Here is a 20,631-nt window from a genome sequence, read left to right as displayed (position 1 = left end):
GCGAAGGCGGGGATCCATGGACGTCAGCCTTGCGCCTCGATCAGCCGCGCAACGCGCCGCTGTCCCAACCCGGGCGCGGCGCAAAACGGTCGCCGTAACGCGCGTGCAATTGCTGCAGTCGCGTCAGCAGCGCGTCGGCGCCGGTTTCGCGGATGTACTGGATCGGGCCGCCACGGAACGGCGCGAACCCCGTGCCGAAGATCACGCCGGCATCGAGCAGGTCGGCATCGCTGACGACGCCGTCGTGCAGGCAGGCGACCGCTTCGTTGAGCAGCGGCAGGATCAGGCGGTCTTCCAGGTCCGACGGGGTCTGGTAGTCCTTGGGCAGCGCAGGCTTGATCGCTTTGCCGTTCTCCCACTTGTACAGGCCCTGGCCATCCTTCTTGCCACGCTTGCCCTGCTGCGGCGGGGTCGCCAGCGCGGTCGGGATCGGCAGGCCGAGGAACGGTGCCAGCTCGCCGCCGACGCCCGAAGCGACGTCCAGGCCGACCGTGTCGATCAGTTCGATCGGGCCCATCGGCATGCCGAACTTCACCGCGGCCTTGTCGATCGCCGCGCCAGGAATGCCTTCGGCGTAGGCGGTTGCCGCTTCGAGCATGTACGGGAACAGCACGCGGTTGACCAGGAAGCCCGGCGTTCCCGCCACCGGCACCGGCAGCTTGTCGATCGCCTTGCAGAACGCCGCCAGGCGCTGCTGCGTCTGCGGTGCGACGCGGTCGTGGTGGATGATCTCCACCAGCGGCATCAACGCCACCGGGTTGAAGTAGTGCAGGCCGGCGAAATGCGCGGGGCGACCGATGTGCTCGCGCAGCTCGGTCAGCGGGATCGAGGACGTATTGGTGGTCAGCAACGCGTCGAACTTCATGCGCGGTTCGAGCTCGGCGTACAGCTCGCGCTTGGCCTCGGCCTTCTCGATGATCGCCTCGATCACCAGGTCGGCACTGGCGACGCCCTCGCCGGCAAGGTCACCCTTCAGGCGAGCCGACACATCCATGCGCTTGGCTTCGTCCTTGACCTTCTTCTCGAACAGCGTCTGCGCGCGCGTCAATGCGCCGTCGATGAAGCGCTGTTCGCGGTCCTGCAGGGTGACGTTGAAGCCCTTGTAGGCCGACCACGCGGCGATGTCGCCGCCCATCACGCCGGCGCCGACGACATGCACGTGGCTGATGCCATGCTCCTTGCCGCCCTGGCCCTTGAGCCGCTCCTGCAGGAAGAACACGCGGATCAGGTTGCGTGCAGTCGGCGTGGAAGCCAGCTTCACCACCGACTTGCGTTCGGCCGACAACAGGTTCTGGATGCCGCCGCCGCTGTTGGCCCAGGTGTTGATCAACGCGTACGGGGCCGGGTAGTGCTCCTTGCGCGCCTTGCGTGCGACCTGCTTGGTCAGCATCGGTGCCAGCAGCTTGCGCGCGGGCAGGGTGTTGGTCGCCCACGCCAGGGCCCGCTGCTTGAACGGACGCTGGCTGCCGCGCAGCGCATAGGCGGCGGCGACATCGATCAGGCTCGACGGATCGGTGACCTTGTCGACCAGGCCATTTGCGCGCGCGGCCGAAGCCGACAGCGTGCGTCCGGTCAGCATCATGTCGAATGCGGCCGGTGCACCGATCAGGCGCGGCAGGCGCACGCTGCCACCCCAGCCCGGGTAGATGCCGAGTTTCACTTCCGGCAGGCCGATGCGGGTCGACGGGTCGTTGCTGGCGACGCGGTAGCGGCAGGCCAGGGCGATCTCGGTGCCGCCGCCCATGCAGAAGCCGTGGATTGCCGCCACGGTCGGGCAGGGCAGTTCGGCCAGGCGCTGGAAGGTCTGCTGGCCGCGACGGATCGCGTCGCCGACCGTGCCCTTGGCGTCGAAGGTCTGGAATTCCTTGATGTCGGCCCCGGCGATGAAACCCGAGGCCTTGGCCGAACGCAGCACCAGGCCCTTGGGCGGATCCAGCGCCAGGCGCTCGATCAGCGTGTCCAGCTCGATCAGGACGTCCTGGGCAAAGGTGTTGACCGGCGCGCCGGCGCGGTCGAACGAGAGCACCAGCACACCGTCGCCACGCAGCTCGGTCTGCCAGTGCTGGAAGCGAAGACCGTCAAGGCCAGCAATCATTCGGCACCATTCGTTCAGGTATGGAGAGAACGCTATCATCCCGAGGATGTTTCCCCGGCGTCAAATCGGAGTGTGGCTGTTGACGTGCTTCGATCGGGTGAGGTGACCGTTGTGACGGACTGCGCCGGACCCCTGACCCCTGGCGCTTGCGGCCTGCTGGGCCCGACCCCATTAATGATCGTGATTGAACTTTCCCCCGACAGGGTTGTCCCATTGTTCGGCCATGGCCGAGCCCACAGGAGTGCCGGCGCGGTATGGCCGAATTAGTGTTGCCCAAAGATGTGGAGTTGGACCAGGAGCTGGTCGAGCGTGTCCAGCGCGGCGACAGTGCGGCCTTCGATGCGCTGGTGCGCAAGTACCAGCATCGGATCACCGCGCTGATCGGGCGCTACATCCCCGACTGGAGCGAATGCCAGGACGTTGCCCAGGAAACCTTCATACGCGCCTACCGGGCGCTGCCGAACTTCCGCGGTGATGCCCAGTTCTATACGTGGTTGCACCGGATCGCCGTGAACACTGCAAAGAATTACCTGGTTGCACAGAACCGCAGGCCTCCGACCGACGACATCGACGCCGGCGACGCCGAGCAGTTCGACACCGGCACGCGCCTGCGCGACACCGACACACCGGAACATGAACTGCTGCGACAGGAAATTGAACGCACGCTGATGCGCGTGGTCGAAACCCTGCCGGAAGAACTGCGGACCGCCATCACCATGCGCGAGGTGGAAGGTCTGAGCTATGACGAGATCGCGCAGAAGATGGGTTGCCCCATCGGCACCGTCCGCTCGCGAATCTTCCGTGCGCGCGAAGCGATCGATGCCGAACTGCGACCCCTGCTCGACAACGACTCTGCGGAAGCTTCGAAGCGATGAATACGCCTGCCACTGATGATCGCGAAAATCTCTGCGCGCTGTTCGACGGCGAACTGCAGGGAGAGGCTGCCCGCTTCGCGCTGAAGCGGCTCGGACACGACGCGCAATGGCGCCAGGCCTGCGGCCGCTGGCAACTCTATGGCGATGTGCTGCGTGGCCAGGCCACGGCGATGGCGAGCAGCAGCTTCGCCGACCGCGTCGCGCAGGCGATCGCGCATGAGCCGGCACTGGCACCGATCGCCACGTCGGCGACATCGTCCAGCCCCCGGCGCAGCGCGTCGGCCAGCCGGCGCGGCTGGATTGGCGGCGCGCTGGCAGCCTCGGTCGCAGTTGCCGCCCTGTTCGTGACGCGGCCGTTCTTGAGCGAGACGGCACCGGCTGCCGATGACGGTGCGACCACGCAGGTCGCGGCCGCAGCCACGGCGCCGGACATTGCTCCACTTGGCGTGCCGTCACCCAGTGTGCCGTCACCCAGCGTGCCCGATGCGCCCGATGCGCCCGATCATCAGGCCGGCCTCGGCGCTGCCGCCGTGGCGGCGGTGGAAGTGCCGCGCCGCGCGGCCGAGCGTCGTTCCACGCGCAGCCAGAGCCAGCGCGCCGCCCTGCGTGCCAGCCGCCAGTCGGCCCCGACTGCCGCTACGGCAGTGGCGGCCGTCGCACCGGCATCGGCGGTCGCGTCGACGGTGGCGATGTCCGCGACCGGTACCGATGCCGTCGCGCCCAAGCCTTTCCAGCCACAACACCCCGAAGCCACCGCCAGGCCGTGGCCGCGTGCAGTGTTGCCGCAATACGCCGGCAGCGGTGCCGGGATCACGGCCAGTTATGGCAGCGGCGCGTCCTCGCCCTCGTTCTATCCGTTCGAGCCGAGCATGACGCCGGCGGCCGACCAGACTGGCGTGACCGAAAACGACTCGGCCGGTCCGCGGAACTGACGACCGCCAGACTCCCGCGGCGCCGTCGCTGGCGGCGCCACCACCCGCAACTTCTAGTGCAATCCGATCTCTCCCGAGGCCGAATTCGATGAACCGTCCGCTTCGTTCCCTGGTCCTTGTTACTGCCATCGCCGCTTCGCTGCCCGTGGCCTGCACCGCGCAGCCGCCCGCCACGCCGATCGCGCCACCGCCTGCAGCGACGCCGGCCGCGCCGCTGGTGAGCGGGCTTCCCGACTTCACCAACCTGGTCCAGCGGGTCGGACCTGCGGTGGTCAACATCCGGGCAGATGCGGCGCCGCAGCGCAATGTGCGCGGGGCACCCGACGACGACGAACAGATCCCCGAGATCTTCCGCCGCTTCTTCGGTGACGACATGCCCTTCCCGGGCGGTCCCGGCGGTCCGCGCGGTCCGCGCGGCGGCGGCACCTCGATGGGCAGCGGCTTCCTGATGTCGGCCGACGGCTACGTGATGACCAACCACCATGTCGTGGAAGGTGCCGATACGGTCACGGTCAAGCTGTCCGATCGTCGTGAGTTCACCGCCAAGGTGATCGGCAGCGACGAGCAGTCCGACGTCGCGCTGCTCAAGATCGACGCCAAGGGCCTGCCGTTCCTGCGCATGGCCAACGCCAGCTCGACCAGGGCCGGGCAGTGGGTGATCGCGATCGGTTCGCCGTTCGGCCTCGACCATTCGGTCACCGCCGGCATCGTCAGCGCGGTCGGCCGCAGCAACCCGTACGCCAACCAGCGCTACGTGCCCTTCATCCAGACCGACGTCGCGATCAACCAGGGCAACTCCGGTGGCCCGCTGCTCAACACCAGCGGCGAAGTGGTCGGCATCAACTCGCAGATCTTCAGCAACTCCGGCGGCTACATGGGCGTGAGCTTCGCCATCCCGATCGACGTGGCGATGGGCGCGGCGGAGCAGTTGCGCGCCACCGGCAAGGTCAGCCGCGGCCAGCTCGGCGTGCAGGTGCAGCCGATCACCAGCGAGTCGGCCAAGGGCCTGGGCCTGCCCGACAGCAGCGGCGCGCTGATCGCCGACGTGCTGCCCGGCAGCCCTGCCGAGAAGGCGGGCATCGAGCGCGGCGACGTGATCCGCGCGGTCGATGGCCGGGCCATCAATGAATCCAGCGACCTGCCGCCGATCATCGGGTCGATGCCGCCGGGCACCAGGGCCAAGGTCAGCGTTTACCGGGACGGCCGCAATGTCGATCTGACGGTCGTGGTCGCCGAGCTCGACGCCACGGCGGCCGGCGCCTCCGGTTCGCCGCCTCCGGCCGCCGGTGGCGAGCCGTCGCGACCCTCGGCCGGCAATGCGCTGGGCCTGGTCGGGCAGGACCTGAGCAGTGGCGACCGCCAGCGGCTGGGCCTGCGCGGCAACGAAGGGGTGCTCGTACGCACCCCGGGTGATGCCGCCGCCGACGCCGGCCTGCGTCCCGGAGACGTGGTCCTGTCGGTCGGCCGCAACTCGGTTGCCAGTGCCTCGGCGCTGGACCGCGAGCTGGCCTCGGTCAAGCCGGGGCAGACGGTGATGCTGCTGGTGCGCCGCCAGGGCGGCACCCAGTTCATCGCCGTCACCGCCGACGACGCCGCCAAGGCGGGCTGAGCCCGGCCGCCCTGCGCTCACCCGTCTGCGCCGACGCCATGACCTCCCTGCGCGCCTGCCGTCCGGCCTGCGCGTCTGGGCGGGGCGCCTCCAGAAGGCGTGGAGCCGGTGCAACCGGGGCGTGTGCGATAATCGCGCGTTGATTTTCCAGGAACCGGCTAGCCTCGCGCGGCCCCGCATGCAGCAGATCAGAAACTTTTCCATCATTGCCCACGTCGACCACGGCAAATCGACCCTGGCCGACCGCATCATCCAGCTCTGTGGCGGCCTCGAAGCCCGCGAGATGGAAGCGCAGGTCCTGGATTCCAATCCGATCGAGCGCGAGCGCGGCATCACCATCAAGGCGCAGTCTGTTTCCCTGCCGTACAAGGCCAAGGACGGGCTGACCTATTTCCTGAACTTCATCGACACCCCCGGCCACGTCGACTTCAGTTATGAAGTCAGTCGCTCGCTGGCCGCCTGCGAAGGCGCGCTGCTGGTGGTCGACGCCGCCCAGGGCGTGGAAGCGCAGTCGGTCGCCAACTGCTACACCGCGGTGGAGCAGGGCCTGGAAGTGGTGCCGGTGCTCAACAAGATCGACCTCCCCACCGCCGACATCGAGCGCGCCAAGGCCGAGATCGAAGCGGTGATCGGCATCGACGCCGAAGACGCCGTGGCGATCAGCGCCAAGACCGGCCTGAACGTCGTCGACGTGCTCGAGGCGATCGTCCACCGCATCCCGCCGCCGAAGCCGCGTGACACCGACAAGCTGCAGGCGCTGATCATCGACTCGTGGTTCGACAACTACCTGGGCGTGGTCTCGCTGGTGCGCGTGATGCAGGGCGAGATCAAGCCCGGTGACAAGCTGCTGGTGATGTCGACCGGCCGCACCCACCAGGTCGACAAGGTCGGCGTGTTCACCCCCAAGCGCAAGGACCTGCCCAAGCTGGGTGCCGGCGAAGTGGGCTGGATCCACGCCGCCATCAAGGACGTGCACGGCGCGCCGGTCGGCGACACGCTGACCTCGGCAGCCGATCCGGCGGCCAAGCCGCTGCCGGGCTTCCAGGAAATGCAGCCGCGCGTGTTCGCGGGTCTGTTCCCGGTCGACGCCGAGGACTACCCGGACCTGCGCGAAGCCCTCGACAAGCTGCGCCTGAACGATGCCGCGCTGCGTTTCGAGCCGGAAAGCTCCGAGGCGATGGGCTTCGGTTTCCGCTGCGGCTTCCTGGGCATGCTGCACATGGAGATCGTGCAGGAGCGCCTGGAGCGCGAGTACAACCTCAACCTCATCAGCACCGCGCCGACGGTGATCTATGAGGTGCTCAAGACCGACGGCTCGATCGTGCCGATGGACAACCCGGCCAAGCTTCCGCCGGTGAACATGATCGAAGAGGTCCGTGAGCCGATCATCCGCGCCAACATCCTCACGCCGCCCGATTACGTCGGCAACGTGATCACGCTGTGCGAAGAAAAGCGCGGCGTGCAGATCGGCATCAACTACATGGGCGGCCAGGTGCAGATCAGTTACGAGCTGCCGATGGCCGAAGTCGTGCTCGACTTCTTCGACAAGCTCAAGTCGGTCAGCCGCGGCTACGCCTCGCTGGACTACCACTTCCTGCGCTTCCAGGCCGGTCCGTTCGTGCGCGTGGACACGCTGATCAACGGCGACAAGGTCGACGCGCTGTCGATCATCACCCACCGCAGCCATGCCGACCGCCGCGGTCGCGACCTGTGCGAGCGGATGAAGGAGCTGATCCCGCGACAGATGTTCGACGTCGCCATCCAGGCCGCCGTCGGCTCGCAGATCATCGCCCGCTCGACCGTCAAGGCGATGCGCAAGAACGTCCTGGCCAAGTGCTACGGCGGCGACATCAGCCGCAAGAAGAAGCTCCTCGAGAAGCAGAAAGAGGGCAAGAAGCGGATGAAGCAGGTCGGCCGCGTGGAGATCCCGCAGGAGGCCTTCCTCGCCGTGCTGCAGGTCGACAACAAGTAATGTCGGGGCAGTCGGCATCCCAGCAGGACGTCGCGGCCGGGGAGCGGGCGTACGCAATCGGGCAACCCAGCCGCCTCATGGCGCCCATGACGAACAGCAGATCCCTCGCTATGCTCGGGATGAGAGGTTGCCGGGGGGCAACCCCTCGCCAATCCACGCTGTTCCGTTCCTCCAATCCCGATTCTCCATTTCCGGCTCTCCCGAGGAGCAAGCATGCGTTGGTTTGAAATCATCCTGGTCGTCCTGACCCTGTTCTCCGGCCTGGTCTGGCTGCTCGACAAGCTGTGGCTGGCCAAGCGCCGTGCCGCGCGCCAGGGCCTGCTTGATGACGACAAGGAGCCGGTGGTCGTCGACTACTCCAAGGCGTTCTTCCCGGTGCTGGCGGTGGTGCTGATCCTGCGCAGCTTCGTCGCCGAACCCTTCCGCATCCCGTCCAACTCGATGATGCCGACGCTGCTGACGGGCGATTTCATCCTCGTCAACAAGTTCACCTACGGCCTGCGCCTGCCGATCAACAACCACAAGTTCGTCGGCCTGGGCGAACCGTCCCGGGGCGACGTGGTCGTGTTCCGCCCGCCGCACCACCCGGACCAGGACTGGATCAAGCGCGTCGTCGGCCTGCCCGGTGACCGCGTCGGTTACCACGACAACCAGGTCACGGTGAACGGCCAGGTGCTCAGCTATGCCCCGGTCGGCGTCTACCAGGGTACCGGCAACGGCACCGAGATGACCGGGGCCGAGGAGCTGCGCGAGAACCTGCTCGGTCGCGAGCACAACGTCCTGGAGCGGACCAATCTGCCGTTCCTTGATCAGGGGGAAGGCGACTGGATCGTGCCGCCGGGTCACTATTTCGTGATGGGCGACAACCGCGACAACAGCGAAGACAGCCGATACTGGGGCTTCCTGCCGGAGCAGAACCTGCGCGGCAAGGCGTTCCTGATCTGGATGAATTTTGACGGCGGCGTCGACCGTTCACGCATCGGCAGCCGTATCAAGTAATACTGGCCAGGCAATACTTGCGCCGGCAACACTGCCCGCGCCGTCGGAGGGGAAACTACGACGGCGCCCGGGCGGGACATACATAACTGGGGGACTGGTCAAATGAAGCGTACGCAGAGCGGCATGACCCTGATCGGGTTCATCATCGTGCTGGGAGTGGTCGGCCTGTTCATCTACATGGGCATGAAGCTCATCCCGATGTACTCGGAGTACTACTCGGTCAAGGAAGCGCTGAGGGAGATGGCCAAGGAATCGAGCATGAGCCAGCAGGATCCGGGCCGGATCAAGGACGCGTTCTTCCGCCGCCTCTACGTCAGCTATTCCGAGAACGTGAAGCCGGAAAACCTCAAGATCGCCCGCAAGGACGCCGGCTACCTGATGACCGTCGACTACGAAGTGCGTCGCCCGCTGATCGCCAACATCGACGTGGTCGGCCATTTCACCGCCGAGCAGCTGTTGAGTCGCTCCGCGCTGGATGAGTGACCGGATCGGCTACCGCTTCAACGATCAGGGCCTGCTCGACCAGGCCCTGACCCATCGCAGTGCGGGTGCACCGCACAACGAGCGGCTGGAGTTTCTCGGCGACGCGCTGGTCAACCTGATCGTTGCCGAGGCGCTGTACACCCGTTGGCCCCGCGCCGACGAAGGCGCGCTGACCCGCGCACGTGCCGAGCTGGTGCGGGAGTCGGCGCTGGCGCCGATTGCCCGTGAGCTGGAACTTGGGGCGCGCCTGACCCTCGGCCCCGGCGAAATGAAGTCCGGCGGCCACCGCCGCGACTCGATCCTGGCCGACGCCCTGGAAGCGCTGATCGGCGCGATCTACCTCGACTCGGACTTCCAGGCCTGCCGGTCCGCCGTCCTGCCGTGGTTCGAGGCCGCGATCGCGGCGCTGCCGCCGCCGCACAAGGTTGGCAAGGACGCCAAGACCCGCCTGCAGGAATGGCTGCAGGGGAGGCAGAAGCCGCTCCCCGTTTACGCCCTGCTGAGCGAGAGCGGCGAGGACCATGCCAAATCGTTCGTGGTCACCTGCACCCTGGTGCAGCCGCCGCTGACCACCCAGGGCGAGGCCGGCTCGCGCCGGGCCGCCGAGCAGATCGCCGCCGAAGGGGCGCTCGAGCGCCTGAAGATCGACGACTGAGCGACCGTAGCCGACCGTAGCCCGGGTAAGCGAAGCGCACCCGGGGACCGGCCGGCAATCCCGGGTGCGCTTCGCTTACCCGGCCTACGGAACTCGAAAGGCAGGCCTGGCCGCGAATTGTTTGCCCTGCGCCTCGCGCAAGCCGACAATCTCCCCAATGAACACCCCCACGCATCGCGCCGGCCACGTCGCCGTCATCGGCCGTCCCAACGTCGGCAAGTCCACCCTGGTCAACGCGCTGGTCGGCGCCAAGGTCAGCATCACCTCCAACCGCCCCCAGACCACCCGCCATCAGCTGCTCGGCATCGCCACCTTCCCGGAAGGCCAGCTGCTGCTGGTCGACACCCCCGGCATCCACCGCGAGCAGAAGCGGGCGATGAACCGCTGGATGAACCGCGCCGCGCGCGGTGCGCTGGAAGGCGTCGATACCGCCCTGCTGGTGGTGCGTGCCGGGCACTGGGAAGACGATGACGCGCTGGCGTACGACGCCCTGAAGAATGCCGGCGTTCCGGTGGTGCTGGTGGTCAACCAGATCGACAGGCTCAAGGACAAGGCCGCGCTGCTGCCGTACCTGGCCAAGGTCAGCGACGGTCGCGATTTCGCCGGCGTGCACCCGATCTCCGCGCTCAAGCGCAACGGGCTGGAGGCACTGGTCAAGACGGTGATGGCACAACTGCCCGAGCAGGACGCGCTGTACGGCGAAGACGAGATCACCGACAAGAGCCAGCGATTCCTCGCCGGCGAGATGGTGCGCGAGCAGCTGATGCGCCAGCTGGGCGAGGAGTTGCCCTATGCCACCACCGTCGAGATCGAGAAGTTCGAGGTCGACGGCAACCTGCTGCGCATCGGCGCGGTCATCTGGGTCGAGCGCGATGGCCAGAAGGCGATCGTGATCGGCAAGGGCGGCGAGCGCCTGCGCGAGATCGGCTCGCGTTCGCGCCTGCAGATGGAGCGCCTGTTCGGCAGCAAGGTGTTCCTGGAAACCTGGGTGCGCGTGCGCGAGGGCTGGTCCGACGATGAAGCTGCGCTGCGGGCGTTTGGCTATCACGACTGATTCTCCGGTCACCCCGCCCAAGTGCGCCTGAGCAACGAACCGGCGTTCGTCCTGCATGCGCGTCCGTGGCGCGAGACCAGCTTGCTGGTCGAAGTGCTCAGCGCCAACCATGGCCGCATGGGCCTGGTCGCGCGCGGCGTGCAGGGACCGAAGCGGCAGGTACTGCGCGCGGCATTGCAGCCGCTGCAGTCCATCCGCTTCGATGCGGTGCAGGTCGGTGAACTGGCGCGATTGAACGCGGCCGAAGCCATCGACGTCGCGCCGCGACTGGGCGGCGAAGCCATGCTGGCCGGCTTCTATCTCAACGAGCTGACATTGCGCCTGGCGCCACGCCAGGATCCCGCGCCGGATCTGTACGACGCCTATGCCGTCGCCCGCGCGCGCATCGGCGCGGGCGAGCCGCTGGGCTGGACGTTGCGCCGCTACGAGCGCGACCTGCTTGATGCGCTGGGCTTCGGCTTCGACTGGCACCACGACGGCGACGGCGCGCCGATCGATCCGGCCGCGCGCTATCGCCTCGATCCGGAGCACGGCGCGCGCCGGCTGCTCAGCGATCGCGGTCATGGCGATCGCAGCAGTGCCGCCACCGGGCGTGCGCTGCTGTCCCTGGCCGACAACCGCCAGCCAGAGCCCGACGATCTGCAGGGCCTGCGACGGGCGATGCGCGGCGTGCTCGCCCACCACCTGGGATCGCGCGGACTGAAGTCGTGGGAGATGCTGGCCGAACTGGGGCGCGTCACCGCCAGGCGCGAACCACCGGAGCCGTCCGGTTCATCGTCGTAGCGTCGAGCCTGCCCGCGCGGGCGCGCCGCCGCGAGCACATACGGCTACAGCGAGTCCTGGGTTTCCCGCGCGGCCAGTTCGAATGCGTGGAGCAGCGTCTGCGATCCCGGTTCGCGATGCAGCGCCTCCACGGCCGCCGCCAGCCGCAGGGCGCCGACGAAACCACAACTGGCGCGCAGCCGATGCAGGTCGCCGCGCATGGCATCGCCATCGCCGCGCGCGCCGGCTTCGGCGATCGCCTGCAATGACTTTGGAAGCTCGAGCGCGAACAGTCCGCGCAGGGTATCGACGTGGGTGCGGTTGCCATTGAGTGCGCGCGCGGCCGCGTCGTAGTCCCACAACGGCAACGGGCCGTCATCTGCCACTGCCAGGTTGCGCGACTGCGCGCCGGACAATCCCAGCATCCGCTGCACTGCCGACTGCACCGTCGACGCCGGCATCGGCTTGACCAGCACCTCGCCGAACCCGGCCGCCAGCAGGGCATCGAGGATGGTCGATTCGTGTGCGGCGGTATGTGCCAGCGCCGGCGTATGCGGATGCTGCTCGCGCAGCCGTGCCAGCAACTGGCTGCCGCTGCCGTCGGGCAGGCGCGCGTCGATCATCCACAACGCATAGTCCTGCGAGGACGCGAGGGCGATGCCGGCGGCCAGGCTGTCGGCGGCGTCGACCTCGGCCGGAACTCCCGCCAGCGCGGCGCCGAGGAAGCTGCGGCTGATCGGGTCGTCCTCGACCAGCAGTACTCGCGGAGGTGCGGTCCGGGGCGGTTGTTGGTTCGGCGTCATCGCCGGTTCGCGTCCTGTGGGTATGCTGCGCGGATGTCGCGAGCGATCTTACGCCTGCTGCTGGGCTGCCTGCTGACCGTGCCGTTGCTGGCCACGGGCACGGTGCATGCGCGCACGGCCCAGGCGCGCATCGCAAAGGTGACGCTGGCGGTGGCGACGATGACCGACGTGCACGTTCGCCTCGACTGGCCGGCACAGTCGTCCCAGGGGTCGCTGGAGCTGCGCGCTGGGCGGGTCGAAGCGCCGGAGCTGGGATACCGCTACAGCAATGTCACCTGGCGCTGTCCGCTGTCGCGCGACCGCGACCGCTGGCGTTGCGAGGGCGATGTCCGCAGCGGGAAAAGCCGGCCCCTGCGCCTGGCGCTGGAGCTCGACCCGGTCCGTACCGACATCCGTCTCGGCCAGGGCAATGGAGCGCTCGCGCTGCAGCGACTGGCCTCCGCGCCGGACCTGACCCGAATCGACCTGACCCGGGTGCCCGTGGCCTGGGCCCAGGCACTGCTGGCGCAGGCCTGGCCGCAGGGTCGGCTCAACGCCGGCACCGTTACCGGATGGCTCGACATCGCCGCACCAGCGAAGGCGCCGCTGCACATCAGTGGCCCGTTGCAGTTGCAGTCCGTTGCCTTCGACACCGCCGACGGCACTGTTGCCGGCGAGAACGTCGGCGCGCAGGTCGACATCGATGCCGAGCTCGCCGCGACCACGCGTGTCGGCATCGAAGGCCAGCTGCATGGCGGCGAGATGCTGTTCGGCAATGCCTACCTGGCGCTGCAGAAGCGTCGCGTCGACCTGTCGGTGCAGGCGGTGCAGGACGAGGGCGGGGGCTGGCAGCTGCCGAGGCTGGCCTGGAACGATGGCGGCATCCTGCGCGTCGATGCCAGCGCCGCACTGGATGCGCAGATGGACCTGCGTACGCTCGACCTGCGCGCACACAGCGGCAACCTCGCGCCATTGCGCGATGGCTACCTCACCGGATTCCTCGGCATGGCCGGGCTCGGCGAACTTCAGCTCGGCGGCGCTGCCGATGCGCGCCTGCGGATCGAGCGGGGCGACCTGCGCGAAGCCGACCTCACCGTGGCCTCGGCCGTGGTCGACGATCCGCGTGGACGGTTTCGATTCGATGGCCTCGAAGGTGACGTGCGCTACTCGTCCACCAGGACGCTGGAGAGCGAGCTGCGCTGGCAAGGTGGCGCGCTGCACGGTCTCGCCTTCGGTGCCGCGCACCTGCCGTTGCGCAGCGCCGACGGCGTACTGCACTTGCGCCAGCCGGTGTCGATGCCTCTGCTGGGTGGACGTGCCGGCTTCGACCATCTGCAGATCAAGCCGCCTGCAGGTGGCAGTGGCCTGGAAATCAGGTTCGGGCTGGAGCTGGAGCAACTCGATGTCGCACAGCTCTCGACGGCACTGGGCTGGCCGGCCTTCACTGGCCAGCTGACCGGCCACATCCCAGAGGCTCGCTATGCCAACGACCGGCTCGACTTCGAGGGCGGGCTGGCGATGCAGCTGTTCGGCGGCACGGTGCAGGTGTCGTCGCTGGCGATGGAGCGTCCGTTCGGTGTCGCTCCGACGTTGTCGTCCGACATCGCCTTCGATGACATCGACCTGGAATCGCTGACCGGCGTGCTTGGATTTGGCACGATCACCGGCAAGCTCGACGGCCGCATCGCCGACCTGCGCCTGGTCGACTGGCAGCCGGTGGCCTTCAGTTCTTACCTGCAGACCGACGCCGATGCCGCCAGGGCCGCCGGCGTGCGCCAGCGCGTCAGCCAGCGCGCCGTGCAGGACCTGTCGAGCGTCAGCGACGCCTCGTTCGTGAGCGGCCTGCAAACGCAGCTGATCGGCTTGTTCGACGACTTCGGCTATCGCGAGATCGGCATCGCCTGCCGGCTGGTCGACGAGGTCTGCGAAATGGAAGGGCTGGGTTTAGCCGGACCGGGATTTATTATCGTCGAAGGTTCCGGCCTGCCGCGGCTGAGCGTGGTCGGATTCAACCGTCGCGTCGATTGGCCGACGTTGCTCGAGCGCCTGGTCGCGGCCAGCAGCGGCGACGTCAAACCGGTCTTCGAGTAAGGTAGCCCACGTTTCAATCCGCGCAGTGCGACTGCCGCGGACACCGATCAAAGGAGAACAGACATGCGCCGTTGGATGGGGGTACCGGTTGCCGCCGTGATGCTGACTGCCTGCGTCACGATCAACGTCTACTTCCCGGCTGCCGAAGCCAAGGAAGCGGCCAAGGAGTTCGTCGAGAAGGTCATCGGCGACGACGCCCAGCAGCCGCAGCCCAAGCCGCAGGACAAGCCGGGCGGGCAGAGCGCATCGCTGTCTCCGCACGGTGCCGGCACGCTGGCCGCGCGCATCGACTGGCTGTCGCTGGTCGGCATCGGCACGGCCCACGCGCAGGACCAGCCGGACATCAACATCAAGACCCCGGCCATCCAGGCGATCCAGTCGCGCATGGCCTCGCGCTTCGACAGTCAGCTGCGCCCGCACTTCGATTCCGGCGCGCTCGGCTTCGCCAACGACGGCACGATCAGCGTCCGCGATGCCGCCAAGATCCCGCTGCCCGAGCGCGTGGGCGTGAACCAGGCGGTGGCCGAGCAGGGCCGCGATGCCAAGGCCGTCTACCGTGAGATCGCGGTGGCCAACAACCATCCCGAGTGGGAGCAGCAGATCCGCGCCGTGTTCGCGCGCCAGTGGATCGACAGCGCCCGCGCGGGCTGGTGGGTGCAGGATGCAGGCGGCGGCTGGAAGCAGAAGTAGCCGTCAGCCGCTCGCTTGGGACGGTCGGGGTGAGGGCAGGAGTGCCCTCATCCGCCCTTTGGGCACTTCTCCCGCACGCGGGAGAAGGGAGAGGGCGGCTCATCTGCGACAATAGCCGGCCCCCTGCTTCACGCCAGCCGCTGTGGCCCGCATAGATCAAACCCCCTTCGAAGTACAAATCACCGGCCTGACCCATGACGGTCGCGGCGTAGCCCGCCGCCCCGACGGCAAGGCCGTGTTCGTCGCCGGTGCCCTGCCGGGCGAGCGCGTCATGGCCTCGCAGACCGGCCGCCACCGCAGTTTTGACGAGGCCCGCACGGTCGACGTGCTTGAGGCCGCGCCCGAGCGCGTCGAGCCGCGCTGCCCACACTTCGGCACGTGCAGCGGCTGCGCCCTGCAGCACTATGCCGAGGACAAGCAGATCCTCGCCAAGCAGAACGTGCTGATGGAGAACTTCGAGCGCATCGGCCACGTCACGCCCGAACGCATCCTCGCGCCGCTGACCGACGCCGCCTGGGGTTATCGCCGCAAGGGCCGTTTCTCGGTGCGCCGCGTCGAGAAGAAGGACAAGACCCTGGTCGGCTTCCGCGAGACCGATCCGCGTTTCGTCGCCGACCTGCGCGAATGCCACACCGTGATCCCGCAGATCGGCCAGAGCATCGGCGCACTCGCCGCGCTGGTCGACGGCCTGCAGGCACGTCGCGAGATTCCGCAGATCGAGTTCATCTCCGGTGATCCGACGCCGGACTTCAGCGGCATCGCGTTGACGATCCGTCACCTGGTGCCGCTCACCGATGCCGACAAGGACGCCATCGTCGCGTTTGGCAAGGCGCACGGCTTTGCGATCTTCCTGCAGCCGGCCGGAGTGGACAGCGTGCACGCGTTGTGGCCGGCCGATCCGAAACTGGCCTTCAGCCTGCCGCAGTGGAACCTGGAATTCCTGTTCCGCCCGCTCGACTTCATCCAGGTCAACGCCGGCCTCAACGGCAAGATGATCCAGCACGCCATCGATCTGCTGCAGCCGCAGCCCGGTGACCGCGTGCTGGACCTGTTCGCGGGCCTGGGCAACTTCACCCTGCCGCTGGCGCGGCAGGTGCGCGAGGTGGTCGGCGTGGAAGGCGAGGCGGGGCTGGTGCGGCGCGCACGCGAGAACGCCGCCCACAACGGCATCGACAACGCCCACTTCCATGCCGCCGACCTGGCCAAGGATCTCAGCGGTGAGTCCTGGATGAAGCAGGGCTTCGACAAGCTGCTGCTCGACCCGCCGCGTTCGGGCGCTGATGTCGTGCTGGCGCAGCTTCCGTTGAAACAGTTCGGGCGCATCGTCTACGTCAGCTGCCATCCGGCCTCGCTGGCGCGCGACGCCGGTTTCCTCGTCAACGAGCGCGGCTGGAAGTTGCGCGCCGCGGGCGTGATGGACATGTTCCCGCACACCGCGCACGTGGAATCGATCGCAATGTTCGAGCCGGGCTGACAAGGAGCGCACATGGGTATCGAAATCGAACGCAAGTTCCTGGTCACCGGTGACGGCTGGCGCGCGGCCGCGCGCGAAGTGGTGCCGATGGCGCAGGGTTACATCAACGACCAGGCGGCGATGGACACCGGCGCGATGAAGGCGTCGGTGCGCGTGCGCATCGCCGGCGACGAGGCTTTCCTCAACCTCAAGTCGCGCGAGCTGGGCCACACCCGCCAGGAGTTCGACTACCCGATTCCGGTCGACGATGCGCGCGGCCTGCTGGCGCTGTGCGTCGGCGGCCTGGTCGACAAGCGCCGCCATTACGTCGAGCACGAAGGCCACCTGTGGGAGGTCGACGAGTTCCTCGGTGACAACGCCGGACTGGTGGTGGCCGAGATCGAGCTGTCATCGGCAGACGAGGCGTTCGCCCGGCCGTCGTGGATCGGCGCGGAAGTCACCGAGGCGGTGCGCTACTACAACCTCGCCCTGGCCACGCGGCCTTACTCGCAGTGGAGCGAGAGCGAGCGTTCCGGCGCGGTTGCGTCGACGCATTGAGGCCCCATCTCGGCACCATGAACAACAAACCCCTGCGCATCGATATCTGGTCCGACGTGGTCTGCCCCTGGTGCTGGATCGGCAAGCACCGCCTGCGCGAGGCGCTGGCGCAACTGGGCGAAGCCGGGCGGAACGCCGACATCCACTGGCACGCGTTCCAGCTCGACCCCGAGTCCGACGAGACCCCGGTGCCGCTGCGCGAAGCGTACGAACGCAAGTTCGGTGGCGCTGAGCGCACCGCGCAGATCCTGGCGCAGACCCAGGCGGCCGGTCGCGCTGAAGGCCTGCCGTTCGACTTCGACCGCGGCCAGGTGCGGGTCAACACGCTCAAGGCGCACCGGCTGGTCTGGCTGGCCGGGCGTGAAGGCGACGCCGACCAGGTCGGCGAGGCGCTGTTCCGTGCCCATTTCGCCGAAGGCCGCAATCTGGCCGACGCGCAGACGCTGGTCGATGCCGGCGCCGCCGGCGGCCTGTCGGAGCAGCGCGTGCGCGCGATGCTCGATTCCGACGAAGGCCTGGCCGAGGTGCGCGCGCAACTGGGCCAGGCGCGCGCGCTGGGCATCCAGGCGGTGCCGACGTTCGTCCTCGATGGTCGCCTGGCGGTGCAGGGCGCACAGACGCCGGATGTATTCCGCGACGCGTTCGCCAGGATCGGCATAACGCCGGCTACGGGCGAGCCGGCTGCGGACGACCGTGCTGTGGGCGAGCCTGCCGCGGGCAAACCTGAAGACGCCGCCTGCGGCCCGGACGGCTGCGCCGTTTGATCGGCTGACCGTTCACAGCTGAATCAGCCACGGCCGCGGGGCTGCCGCGGCCGGTCATCTGCGCGACAATGCGGGGCCGCGCCCCTGGCGCAGCCCCACTGCCTGGAGTTTTCCGCATGCTCGTGATCGGCGTCGCCGGCACCGAACTTACCGCGCAGGAGCGCGACTGGCTGCAGCACGACGCGTGCGCCGGCGTGATCCTGTTCACCCGCAACTTCGCATCCCGCGACCAGGTCGCCGAACTTTCGGCGTCGATCCGCGCCGCGGCCACGCGTCCGCAGCTGATCTGCGTCGACCAGGAAGGCGGCCGCGTGCAGCGCTTCCGTGAAGGCTACAGCGCACTGCCGCCGCTGCAGGGCTTCGGCAAGCTCCATGCCGAGGACCGCGAGGGCGCGCTCAAGCTGGCCGAAGAGCATGCGTGGCTGATGGCCACCGAGGTGCAGGCCAGTGGCGTCGACCTAAGCTTCGCGCCGGTGGTCGATCTGGGCCGCGGCAACCTGGCGATCGGCAATCGCGCGTTCTCGGAGGATCCTGCCGTGGTCGCCGAGTTCACCCGCGCCTACGTGCGTGGCATGCACGCTGCCGGCATGGCCGCCACGCTCAAGCATTTCCCGGGCCACGGCTCGGTGCAGGCCGACACCCATTTCGACGATGCGGTCGATCCGCGTCCGTTGGATGAGCTGCGCGCGACCGACCTGATTCCCTTCGTCGCCGGCATCGAGGCCAAGGCCGATGCGGTGATGATGGCGCACGTGAAGTACCCGGCCGTGGCACCCGAGCCGGCGGGCTACTCGAAGTTCTGGATCAACGACGTGCTGCGCAACGAGATGGGCTTCCGCGGTGTTGTCTTCAGTGACGACATCGGCATGAAGGCGGCGTTCTCGGTGGGCGGCGTCAAGGCGCGCATCGACGCCCATTACGACGCCGGCTGCGACGTGGTGCTGGTGTGCCATCCGCAGCTGGTCGAGGAATCGCTGCAGGCGGTGCAGGGGCGCACGCTCAACACGATGGCGCTGACCGGCCTGATCGGTCGCGGCGCGATGGGCTGGGATGGTTTGTTGGCCGACAGCCGCTACGGCTCGGCGCGCGGCCACCTGGAGGGCCTGGCGTGATGAGCTCGACTGCTGCCAAGAGCAACGACCTGGCTGCCGCGCTGGCCAATTCCGACCTGCTGATCGACCGGGCCACGCTCGAGCAGGCGATCAAGCGCATGGCCGTGCCGATCCACGCCGATTACGGCGACGATGTGCCGGTCTATCTCACGATCATGCACGGCGGCCTGCCGTTCGCCGCGCAGCTGGCGATGGAGGTCGGCGCGCTCGGGCTGGACCTGGAGTTCGACTATCTGCATGCCACGCGCTATCGCGGCGCGACGTCTGGCGGCGAGCTGACCTGGAAGCACCGTCCGGCGACGCCGCTGCAGGGGCGCCGGGTGCTGCTGGCCGACGACATCCTCGATGAGGGCCACACCCTGGCCGCGATCCGCGCCTGGTGCCTGGAGCAGGGTGCGAGCGATGTGCGCATCGCAGCGCTGGCGGTGAAGGTGCATGACCGCTGCGTTCCGGGCCTGCATGCCGATTACGTCGGTGTCGAGGTGCCGGACCGTTACGTGTTCGGCTACGGCATGGACTACCACGAGCAGGGCCGCAACCTGCCGGCGATCTACGCACTGAAGGATTGAGCTGATGAGTGGGATTGCTTTGGCCGTCATCGGCGGCACGGGCCTGTACAAGCTGGCCGCGCTGCGTGACGTTGAAACGCTGCAGCCGTCTACGCGCTTCGGCGCACCGTCCGGGCCGATCCGGCTCGGCACGCTCGACGGCCATCGCGTTGCCTTCCTCGCGCGCCACGGCGAAGGTCATTCGCTGCCGCCGCACAAGATCAACTACCGCGCCAATCTCGCCGCGCTGCAGTCGCTGGGGGCGCAGCGGGTGCTCGCGCTGAATACGGTCGGCGGCATTGGCGAGCGCTTCGGTCCGTGCGTGCTGGCGTGTCCTGATCAGTTGATCGATTACACCTGGGGACGGGTGTCAACGATTTGTGAAGAAGAGGGCTCCGAGGTCCTGCATGTCGATTTCGGCGAGCCGTACACGCGCGCGCTGCGGCAGGATGTGATCGCGGCGGCGGCCAGGGCGGGTGTCGATCTGGTGGCCGAGGGCTGCTACGGGGCGACCCAGGGGCCGCGCCTGGAAACCCGTGCGGAGATCGCGCGGATGCGCCGGGATGGCTGCGATCTGGTGGGTATGACGGGCATGCCCGAAGCCGGTCTGGCGCGGGAATTGGGCCTGGATTACGCGTGTTTGGCCATTGTCGCCAACTGGGCGGCGGGTGCCGGGCCGAACCCGGACGAGGTCATCACGCTGCAGGATGTGCTGGACAACGTGGCTGTGGCGTCGGCCGGGTTGCCGGCGCTGCTGGCCGCCCTGCTCGGGCATTCGGCGCGGGGGTGATTGTCAAGCCGGCGTTCAGTTTGCATACTCGACCGGCGCGTGGGCCCGGTTGTCGGTCCCTGCGCGACAACGCATCCAGCATGAGGTTGATAAGGACATGCAGTACGGCACCGTGAAATGGTTCAACGACGCCAAGGGCTTCGGGTTCATTTCGCCCGAGGACGGCAGCGCAGATGTGTTCGCGCATTTCTCTGCGATCAACGCCAAGGGCTTCCGCAGCCTGGCGGAAGGCCAGCGCGTCAGCTACGAGCTGACGCAGGGTCCGAAGGGCGCGCAAGCGTCGAACATCACGCCTGTGGCGTGATCTGACGCAAGCCCGGCAATATCGGCTTGGGAGGCCCCGCATTGCGGGGCCTTTTTTTTCGTTTGACTCGGGTCGGGGCGGAGGTCTTAGCCGAAGCCGGGCT

The 20,631-nt window shown here is 68.1% G+C and carries 20 protein-coding genes; 18 read left to right on the top strand and 2 right to left on the bottom strand.

The features are described 5' to 3' along the window. Positions 1-40: 40 nt before the first annotated feature. Positions 41-2,095 carry a 3-hydroxyacyl-CoA dehydrogenase NAD-binding domain-containing protein gene (locus tag MNR01_RS05090; RefSeq protein ID WP_241919868.1) on the bottom strand — a complete coding sequence of 685 codons (2,055 nt, stop codon included), beginning with the start codon at positions 2,093-2,095 and terminating at the stop codon, positions 41-43. A 254-nt stretch (positions 2,096-2,349) separates the two neighbouring features. Here MNR01_RS05090 and rpoE point away from each other — a divergent pair, with 254 nt between their 5' ends. From rpoE to recO, 9 genes are all read left to right on the top strand, one after another. Next, the gene (gene rpoE, locus MNR01_RS05085) at positions 2,350-2,970 is read left to right on the top strand and encodes an RNA polymerase sigma factor RpoE (RefSeq protein WP_241919867.1); all 621 of its coding nucleotides are present in this window, start codon (positions 2,350-2,352) and stop codon (positions 2,968-2,970) included. Beyond that, positions 2,967-3,902, top strand: a complete 936-nt coding sequence (locus tag MNR01_RS05080) for a sigma-E factor negative regulatory protein (RefSeq protein WP_241919866.1) — start codon at positions 2,967-2,969, stop codon at positions 3,900-3,902. The genes rpoE and MNR01_RS05080 overlap by 4 nt, the downstream gene beginning before the upstream one ends. Before the next feature lie 88 nt (positions 3,903-3,990). Then, positions 3,991-5,511 (top strand): DegQ family serine endoprotease, encoded by a 1,521-nt coding sequence (locus MNR01_RS05075; protein ID WP_241919865.1) that lies wholly within the window; start codon positions 3,991-3,993, stop codon positions 5,509-5,511. A 178-nt stretch (positions 5,512-5,689) separates the two neighbouring features. Further along, a complete protein-coding gene (gene lepA, locus MNR01_RS05070; protein ID WP_241919864.1) occupies positions 5,690-7,483 on the top strand; it encodes a translation elongation factor 4 in 1,794 nt (597 codons plus the stop codon). 213 nt (positions 7,484-7,696) lie between these two features. Further along, the gene (lepB, locus tag MNR01_RS05065; protein ID WP_241919863.1) at positions 7,697-8,482 is read left to right on the top strand and encodes a signal peptidase I; all 786 of its coding nucleotides are present in this window, start codon (positions 7,697-7,699) and stop codon (positions 8,480-8,482) included. Positions 8,483-8,584: 102 nt separating this feature from the next. Continuing rightward, entirely contained in the window at positions 8,585-8,965 is a 381-nt protein-coding gene (locus tag MNR01_RS05060) for a DUF4845 domain-containing protein (RefSeq protein ID WP_241919862.1), read from the top strand. Continuing rightward, complete coding sequence (rnc, locus tag MNR01_RS05055) at positions 8,958-9,620, top strand: ribonuclease III (RefSeq protein WP_241919861.1); 663 nt, start codon at positions 8,958-8,960, stop codon at positions 9,618-9,620. Before MNR01_RS05060 ends, rnc begins: the two co-directional genes overlap by 8 nt. Positions 9,621-9,777: 157 nt before the next feature. Next, positions 9,778-10,674: a GTPase Era gene (gene era, locus MNR01_RS05050; RefSeq protein ID WP_241919860.1), complete on the top strand. Its 897-nt coding sequence runs from the start codon at positions 9,778-9,780 to the stop codon at positions 10,672-10,674. 21 nt (positions 10,675-10,695) lie between these two features. Then, positions 10,696-11,457 carry a DNA repair protein RecO gene (gene recO / locus MNR01_RS05045; RefSeq protein WP_241919859.1) on the top strand — a complete coding sequence of 254 codons (762 nt, stop codon included), beginning with the start codon at positions 10,696-10,698 and terminating at the stop codon, positions 11,455-11,457. Positions 11,458-11,501: 44 nt separating this feature from the next. On the opposite strand, the gene MNR01_RS05040 is transcribed toward recO, so the two are convergent. Next, complete coding sequence (locus MNR01_RS05040; RefSeq protein WP_241919858.1) at positions 11,502-12,239, bottom strand: response regulator; 738 nt, start codon at positions 12,237-12,239, stop codon at positions 11,502-11,504. A 33-nt stretch (positions 12,240-12,272) separates the two neighbouring features. On the opposite strand from MNR01_RS05040, the gene MNR01_RS05035 reads away from it, so the two are divergent. From MNR01_RS05035 to MNR01_RS04995, 9 genes are all read left to right on the top strand, one after another. Beyond that, positions 12,273-14,309, top strand: coding sequence for a hypothetical protein (locus MNR01_RS05035; RefSeq protein ID WP_241919857.1), 2,037 nt, complete (start codon positions 12,273-12,275; stop codon positions 14,307-14,309). A 63-nt stretch (positions 14,310-14,372) separates the two neighbouring features. Next, the gene (locus tag MNR01_RS05030; RefSeq protein WP_241919856.1) at positions 14,373-14,999 is read left to right on the top strand and encodes a DUF1318 domain-containing protein; all 627 of its coding nucleotides are present in this window, start codon (positions 14,373-14,375) and stop codon (positions 14,997-14,999) included. Between the two features lie 142 nt (positions 15,000-15,141). After that, a complete protein-coding gene (gene rlmD / locus MNR01_RS05025; protein WP_241919855.1) occupies positions 15,142-16,473 on the top strand; it encodes a 23S rRNA (uracil(1939)-C(5))-methyltransferase RlmD in 1,332 nt (443 codons plus the stop codon). Between the two features lie 12 nt (positions 16,474-16,485). Then, complete coding sequence (locus MNR01_RS05020) at positions 16,486-17,010, top strand: CYTH domain-containing protein (RefSeq protein ID WP_241919854.1); 525 nt, start codon at positions 16,486-16,488, stop codon at positions 17,008-17,010. 32 nt (positions 17,011-17,042) lie between these two features. Further along, positions 17,043-17,774, top strand: a complete 732-nt coding sequence (locus tag MNR01_RS05015) for a DsbA family oxidoreductase (protein WP_241920539.1) — start codon at positions 17,043-17,045, stop codon at positions 17,772-17,774. A gap of 116 nt (positions 17,775-17,890) precedes the next feature. Further along, the gene (nagZ, locus tag MNR01_RS05010; RefSeq protein ID WP_241919853.1) at positions 17,891-18,886 is read left to right on the top strand and encodes a beta-N-acetylhexosaminidase; all 996 of its coding nucleotides are present in this window, start codon (positions 17,891-17,893) and stop codon (positions 18,884-18,886) included. Then, the gene (locus tag MNR01_RS05005) at positions 18,886-19,455 is read left to right on the top strand and encodes a hypoxanthine-guanine phosphoribosyltransferase (protein WP_241919852.1); all 570 of its coding nucleotides are present in this window, start codon (positions 18,886-18,888) and stop codon (positions 19,453-19,455) included. Before nagZ ends, MNR01_RS05005 begins: the two co-directional genes overlap by 1 nt. Before the next feature lie 4 nt (positions 19,456-19,459). Continuing rightward, positions 19,460-20,224, top strand: a complete 765-nt coding sequence (locus MNR01_RS05000) for an S-methyl-5'-thioinosine phosphorylase (protein WP_241919851.1) — start codon at positions 19,460-19,462, stop codon at positions 20,222-20,224. A gap of 97 nt (positions 20,225-20,321) precedes the next feature. Continuing rightward, positions 20,322-20,528, top strand: a complete 207-nt coding sequence (locus tag MNR01_RS04995) for a cold-shock protein (RefSeq protein ID WP_241919850.1) — start codon at positions 20,322-20,324, stop codon at positions 20,526-20,528. Positions 20,529-20,631: the final 103 nt, after the last annotated feature.

It is taken from the genome of Lysobacter sp. S4-A87 (assembly GCF_022637455.1).
Taxonomy (GTDB): Bacteria; Pseudomonadota; Gammaproteobacteria; order Xanthomonadales; family Xanthomonadaceae; genus Lysobacter_J.
This window is presented reverse-complemented; position numbering and strand designations above follow the sequence as displayed.

Excerpts from the sequence above, each read along its gene's own strand:
- MNR01_RS05000 (WP_241919851.1), top strand. The coding sequence starts at position 19,460 with ATGAGTGGGATTGCTTTGGCCGTCATCGGCGGCACGGGCCTGTACAAG.
- MNR01_RS05035 (WP_241919857.1), top strand. The coding sequence starts at position 12,273 with ATGTCGCGAGCGATCTTACGCCTGCTGCTGGGCTGCCTGCTGACCGTG.
- rpoE (WP_241919867.1), top strand. The coding sequence starts at position 2,350 with ATGGCCGAATTAGTGTTGCCCAAAGATGTGGAGTTGGACCAGGAGCTG.
- era (WP_241919860.1), top strand. The coding sequence starts at position 9,778 with ATGAACACCCCCACGCATCGCGCCGGCCACGTCGCCGTCATCGGCCGT.
- MNR01_RS05075 (WP_241919865.1), top strand. The coding sequence starts at position 3,991 with ATGAACCGTCCGCTTCGTTCCCTGGTCCTTGTTACTGCCATCGCCGCT.
- MNR01_RS04995 (WP_241919850.1), top strand. The coding sequence starts at position 20,322 with ATGCAGTACGGCACCGTGAAATGGTTCAACGACGCCAAGGGCTTCGGG.
- lepA (WP_241919864.1), top strand. The coding sequence starts at position 5,690 with ATGCAGCAGATCAGAAACTTTTCCATCATTGCCCACGTCGACCACGGC.
- MNR01_RS05005 (WP_241919852.1), top strand. The coding sequence starts at position 18,886 with ATGAGCTCGACTGCTGCCAAGAGCAACGACCTGGCTGCCGCGCTGGCC.
- MNR01_RS05040 (WP_241919858.1), bottom strand. The coding sequence starts at position 12,239 with ATGACGCCGAACCAACAACCGCCCCGGACCGCACCTCCGCGAGTACTG.
- MNR01_RS05060 (WP_241919862.1), top strand. The coding sequence starts at position 8,585 with ATGAAGCGTACGCAGAGCGGCATGACCCTGATCGGGTTCATCATCGTG.
- MNR01_RS05090 (WP_241919868.1), bottom strand. The coding sequence starts at position 2,095 with ATGATTGCTGGCCTTGACGGTCTTCGCTTCCAGCACTGGCAGACCGAG.
- MNR01_RS05080 (WP_241919866.1), top strand. The coding sequence starts at position 2,967 with ATGAATACGCCTGCCACTGATGATCGCGAAAATCTCTGCGCGCTGTTC.
- MNR01_RS05020 (WP_241919854.1), top strand. The coding sequence starts at position 16,486 with ATGGGTATCGAAATCGAACGCAAGTTCCTGGTCACCGGTGACGGCTGG.
- nagZ (WP_241919853.1), top strand. The coding sequence starts at position 17,891 with ATGCTCGTGATCGGCGTCGCCGGCACCGAACTTACCGCGCAGGAGCGC.
- lepB (WP_241919863.1), top strand. The coding sequence starts at position 7,697 with ATGCGTTGGTTTGAAATCATCCTGGTCGTCCTGACCCTGTTCTCCGGC.
- rnc (WP_241919861.1), top strand. The coding sequence starts at position 8,958 with ATGAGTGACCGGATCGGCTACCGCTTCAACGATCAGGGCCTGCTCGAC.
- MNR01_RS05030 (WP_241919856.1), top strand. The coding sequence starts at position 14,373 with ATGCGCCGTTGGATGGGGGTACCGGTTGCCGCCGTGATGCTGACTGCC.